3 protein-coding genes and 2 pseudogenes are annotated in these 5,880 nt (G+C 41.3%); all 5 read right to left on the bottom strand.

Features of this window, described 5'->3' with window-relative positions:
• A pseudogene (locus LYNGBM3L_RS44975) lies at positions 1-356 on the bottom strand (hypothetical protein); the annotation flags it as partial.
• Positions 357-629: 273 nt separating this feature from the next.
• Entirely contained in the window at positions 630-1,301 is a 672-nt protein-coding gene (locus LYNGBM3L_RS09615; RefSeq protein WP_008181859.1) for a sulfotransferase family 2 domain-containing protein, read from the bottom strand.
• Positions 1,298-4,189 (bottom strand): glycosyltransferase, encoded by a 2,892-nt coding sequence (locus LYNGBM3L_RS33810; RefSeq protein ID WP_008181853.1) that lies wholly within the window; start codon positions 4,187-4,189, stop codon positions 1,298-1,300. The genes LYNGBM3L_RS09615 and LYNGBM3L_RS33810 overlap by 4 nt, the downstream gene beginning before the upstream one ends.
• A 3-nt stretch (positions 4,190-4,192) precedes the next feature.
• Positions 4,193-4,318 (bottom strand): hypothetical protein, encoded by a 126-nt coding sequence (locus tag LYNGBM3L_RS48515; protein WP_267872006.1) that lies wholly within the window; start codon positions 4,316-4,318, stop codon positions 4,193-4,195.
• Positions 4,319-4,675: 357 nt separating this feature from the next.
• Positions 4,676-5,756 (bottom strand): annotated as a pseudogene (gene psbA / locus LYNGBM3L_RS09605) (photosystem II q(b) protein).
• Between the last annotated feature and the right edge of the window lie 124 nt (positions 5,757-5,880).

Raw genomic sequence — 5,880 nt, 5'->3', positions numbered from 1 at the left:
ATCAGGATTTCCAAGGAGTATACAGAGACCAGCATATCCCAGGGATTTCTAACAGAAGTGAATTTGAAGTAGCTATTCCAGTCCCAACCCATGCGTTTAAAATACTGTTTCAAGATAGATGCTGGCACATGGGGATGGTTGTGTCGTCCTTTATCTGTACTAACACTATCACTGTAAGGATCTAGTGCTTGTCTAATCATAGTATCACCAGACCTAGGCTTGCCAATGAATAGGAATTTATGCTTGTGTGATAGTCTCATTTTATAGCAGTTATTAATTTCAGGTAAAAAGTTCTGGGTTTTAGGGAGTAGGGAGTAGGGAGTAGGGAGTAGGGATAAGCATTCAGCATTCAGCATTCAGCAGTCAGCGGTCAGCCTATTTTATTCAAAAGCACCTCAAGTAGCGTGGCCGTAGGCCAATGGCTGATAGCTGAATGCTTACGAGTAGGGAGTAGGGGTAATAAAATTGACTTTATCTCATAAGTCTGAACAACGCTATAAATTGGATATTATTCAGTTATAAAACAAACCGTCAAACCCTATACCCCTGTTGGTTATCCCCCTATTACCTATTACCTATTACCTATTACCTATTACCTATTACCTATTACCTATTACCTATTACCTAGTTTAAAAAGAATACTTTCCGTAATTGATATCATACTCAAACAGCTTCGAGACTATTGCTTTGGACTCACTATCATAATACTGACTATAGTGGTCGTGCTTGCTGGTATTTATCTTCAAAGAATCTAGCTGTAGTCCTAGCTTTGACGAAACAAAATCTAAGTCTTCCTCTAAGTGTTCAACACGGATAACATAATCCACTAGGAAATTATTCTGATCATCAAAAACATAGTAAGGAAGGGTATAGGTAGACAAATCATCAAGATATATTTGCTGCTTCAAGTCCCAGGATTTTCCTGTCTTAATCCACTGCTTGAATGGCATCCTGGTGTTTGGGTTATAGGGGTATTTTTCGATAATGTCTTCGGATACACGGATTGCTCTTGCTGTTTCCCACCAATAAATACCTCGGTGATCTGGCTTGGCATAGAAGTACAGAGAAACCAGCATATCCCAAGGGTTTCGGATACTGATAAACTTGAAGTAGCTGTTCCAGTTCCAACCCATACGGTCAAAATGCTGCTTTAACACAGATGCTGGCACATGGTGATGGTAATGTCGCTTCTTATCCGTACTGGAAATATCGGTGTAAGGATCCAATGCCTTGCGAATACTAGTACTAGCACACTTAGGTTTGCTGAGGAATACAAACTTATGCTTGTGGGATATTCTCATGATAACTGTTTATAGATTTCCGATTTAACAATGGATTTTAAAAAATAATTGCTGGTCAGCTTTTCTTTAATCGGGTGCTGCTTCAGGTAGTGGTGGGTTTCCTCAATTAAAGCAAAATCATCAGCTTTGGCCGCTGCTTCTTGTCTAGACTGGAAGTAAAGGGGATAGTCTTGGCCCAAATACTCTTTTACAGCTGGCAGCGGATTGACTAAAACCGGGGTATTTCTGACGATGCACTCAATGATCGCGTTATTGGCACTGGTGTCATACAACTCCAAATAAGCAATATTCTTTGACAAGACTTCATCATACTCATCATTGGGCAAATAATCAACTATCTGCACATAACTGTAATTGGGCTGTAAATTAAATACTTGTTTTTCAGTGTGTAACATCTCCCCGGAATAGGGTTTACGTAACACCATCTTTTTGTAGTTTTTTACCGGTAAATAGTAGATAGAGTGCATCTTCCGCAACCAAATCCCAATTTGGATAATAGTTGGCTCAGGATTTGACAAAAACTTATCCATCGAAAAGATAACATCTGGGGTTTCCGTAGGATGGATAACGCTAACAATTGGCACATCTAGCTGCTTTTGGAGCCATCGACGAGAGTCTTCAGACAAACAAAATAGACCTTGACAATACTTAATACTTTCTTGCCACAACTGACTTGCAAATATTGCCTGAGGTGACAGGTGTTCTTGAAACCATTTAGGGACATAGGGAGGGCAATGGATGAATCCAATCCAAGGCTCTGTATAAGCAGTTGGGGTGTTGTTACAATCTCCAGGATCCGAACCCCAGGCGAATTTCTTTTCTATGAAGCCATCCACCAAGATTCCAGCATCATTGTGTAAGGCTTTCAAGCTATTCATCGCATAAGACCATCCAGAGCGATGCTCCCCGTAATGATACTGTAAAGCAGAAGCAAGATCGAGTTTTTTCGGATAATCCCCAGAGTCTTCAAACCCTGAATCCTGCTCTTCAGTTTCGGAGACATCAAGGCTTCCGTTACCATTGGATTCCTCAGTTAGCGGTACATAATACTCCTGTAGAATTTTTTTCTCAAAATCAACCGTTGACTCAAACCGCCTGTTATAGGATTGAGGGTCTTCTAGGTAAATTCCTAAAGGTTCCCTCAATAGCATGAATTTAGAACCATTGGTTGAACAACGTAACCAAAATTCCCAATCAGCACTCGCGCCATACTCAATTTCATCGAAATAGCCATTTTTTTCATGGACACTCTTCCGCCATACCGGCATACAATGGGGAAGATTTTGGGAGCCGATCTTACCTTTTTCCTCCCCTTCAGCCCACCACTTTTCTTGAAAAAAGTCTTCAGTTCCAAAATACTCCGGAAATCCCACATACCAGACTGCATGAGCGGTATTATTATCCCAGGTTTCATTGGGTTGCATCGTAACTTTCAGAGGAGCGCAAACCACGTCCACATCAGGATGCTCATCCAAGGCTCTCATATGTTCTTCGATATGTCTGGGCGCTCTGCGGTCATCGAGATTAGCGTTTGTAATATAGTGACCACGGGCTAATCTAATGCTCATGTTCCAAACTTCATAAAGCCCTGGGTCTTCATCCAATTTTATATAGATAATATTCTGATACCTGGTCATATACTTTTTAATCACAGGCTCTTCATTTCCAGGAGAATTGGGATTAACCAATATTAATTCACATTCAGCAAAAACAGTCTGCTCGGTAATATCCTTAAGGAAGGGTTCAATATACTTATCCCCTTTAAATACTGATGTGATTATCGATACTTTTGGTTGCCATTGATAGGTACTAAATGGTCGATTAAGCAGAGTAGATCGTATTAGATATTGCCATTCCGTTAGGTTACTGAATGCATAAGAATTGAATGGAGAATTATGAGCAGCTGAAAATGTAGTAAATTGCTCTATCCAATCAGAAATTGTTTCTGTTGGTTGGTAAGGGGTAATGGTTAGGGAGTTTTTTAACTGCTCAGCCATAGTGGTAAAATTACCAGCATGATAAGAGCTCCATGCTAACCAAACTAAGGAATTATAATCGTGATTTTTAGTATTGGTATGGCTATAGACTGGATTCTGAGCATCAGGTAATCGGGGTTTGTAGATAATCGGTTGCTTACTGTTTTGATAAATTGTCAAAAATTGGTTAACGATATAATTATCCATGTGACCAATTAGGTCATAATCTACTTTATTTATATCAGCTTTTTTCTGATAGGATTTATAGCGAGCTGGGGCAAATATTTTTGTAAATTTAAGGGCAGATTTTTGCCAGATTTCGTAGCTATAGTTGGTAGAGTGCTTGACATGATAAGCAACGGGAGAGACTAAGTCTTTTATGGTTAACCCCTGTTGCCAAGCAATCACTGGTACCCAGAAATCCCAAAAGGGAATACCAAGGCAAAAGTCAGAGGATGGAAATTTTTCCAGCAGTTCTTTTTCAAAAAAGAACACATCAACCCCAACATCGTAAATCTCACCGTTGATTGATTCAGCAGTATCAATATCGACTCGTGAAGCGAGCAGAATAGAGTCTTGAGTCTGCTCTCGAATAAATTCTGTAAAATCCTGCTCAGCTTTTAAGATAATATCTGCGTTAACAATTCCACAGATTTGGCTACCGTACTCACGCAAATAGGATAAGAGGTCATCAATGTAAACATAAGGCTTACCATAATGCTCTCGTCCATCTCGAAATACTCTGTGAAATTTAATGTCTTGATATAAAGGCTGGAGTTTCTCAATCTCTTCTATAATATTTAAAGAAACAACCTCAAATCCTAGAGTAAGCCAGCTATTAATAGCGGCTTGTTGCTTCTTAACATTTCCTGGTGCAATACTGGTTACGATGACAAGGGTTTCAGTTGTCATTAGTCATTGGTCCTTGAGAATAGGGAGTAGGGAGTAGGGAGTAGGGAGTAGGGAGTAGGGAGTAGGGAGTAGGCAACAGGCAACAGGCAACAGGCAACAGGCAACAAGGAAAAATCCTCTGTACCTCATGACTCTGAAAATTGCTATATATCGATGCTATCAGACTTGATATTATTGTTTTGTTGATATTAAACCCAGTTACCACAGACAAATTGAAATTTTTTATTAAGTTATCGACAATTTTTTATTAAGTTTTATTAAATGCAACAGAAAACACAAAAGGTGAAGGGGTATTGAAAACTAACAAATGACTACCAATAAATACAGCCTTTCCTAGTAACCGTAAGCTAAATCTAAATTTTCTTGCCTACTCCCTACTCCNTACTCCCTAAAACCTGAGAACTCAAATAATGACAGACAAACAAAAAAGCGCTCCCCATCTGGAGAGCGCTTTTTTCTAATCAAGTAGATTAAGCCAAGTTGAAATTAACCGTTGATTGCTGGAGCAGTCAAAGCTACGGGAGTAGCTTCAGCCGCAGCTAGGTCTAGAGGGAAGTTGTGAGCGTTACGCTCGTGCATTACCTCGAAACCTAGGTTGGCACGGTTGAGTACGTCAGCCCAGGTGTTGATCACGTGACCTTGTGAGTCGATGATGCTCTGGTTGAAGTTGAAGCCATTGAGGTTAAATGCCATGGTGCTGATGCCCAGTGCAGTAAACCAGATGCCGATTACAGGCCATGCACCTAAGAAGAAGTAGCAAGGAACGGCTGTTGTTGAAGGAAGCGTATTGGAAGATTAAACGACCGAAGTAGCCATGAGCTGCAACGATGTTGTAAGTTTCTTCCTCTTGACCGAACTTGTAACCATAGTTCTGTGACTCGGTTTCGGTGGTCTCACGCACTAAGGAGGAGGTCACCAAAGAACCGTGCATTGCAGAGAACAAGGAACCACCGAATACACCGGCTACACCTAGCATGTGGAACGGGTGCATTAGGATGTTGTGCTCAGCTTGGAACACGAACATGAAGTTGAAGGTTCCGCTGATACCGAGAGGCATACCATCGGAGAAAGAACCTTGTCCAATTGGGTAGATTAGGAACACGGCGCTAGCAGCTGCAACCGGTGCGCTGTAAGCGACGCAGATCCAAGGACGCATACCTAAGCGGTAGCTTAGTTCCCACTCACGACCCATGTAGGCAAATACACCAATCAGGAAGTGGAACACTACCAACTGGTAAGGACCACCGTTGTAGAGCCACTCATCTAAAGAAGCAGCTTCCCAGATTGGGTAGAAGTGTAGGCCAATGGCGTTAGAAGAAGGAACAACAGCACCAGAGATGATGTTGTTTCCGTACATCAGGGAGCCAGCAACCGGCTCGCGGATACCATCGATGTCCACAGGAGGAGCAGCGATGAAAGCAATGATGAAGCAGGTGGTAGCAGCTAGCAAAGTTGGGATCATTAATACACCAAACCAACCTACATAGAGGCGGTTGTTGGTGGAGGTGACCCAATTGCAGAACTGAGACCACACAGAGGTGTTGCTCTGTTGTAATACAGTAGTCATGTTCTTATGATTGCGGGTATGAATATGAAGTTATCGAGGTTCGTCCGGCTTGTTTGTGCCTTCATGTATTTATATTAAGCAATATCTAAAGTTTTGTAAAGGGTTTTGGGAGTAATTTGCCGTC

This window comes from Moorena producens 3L, from assembly GCF_000211815.1.
Lineage (GTDB): Bacteria > Cyanobacteriota > Cyanobacteriia > Cyanobacteriales > Coleofasciculaceae > Moorena > Moorena producens.
The sequence above is the reverse complement of the archived record's forward strand: the minus strand, read 5'-3'. Positions and strand labels throughout refer to the sequence as shown.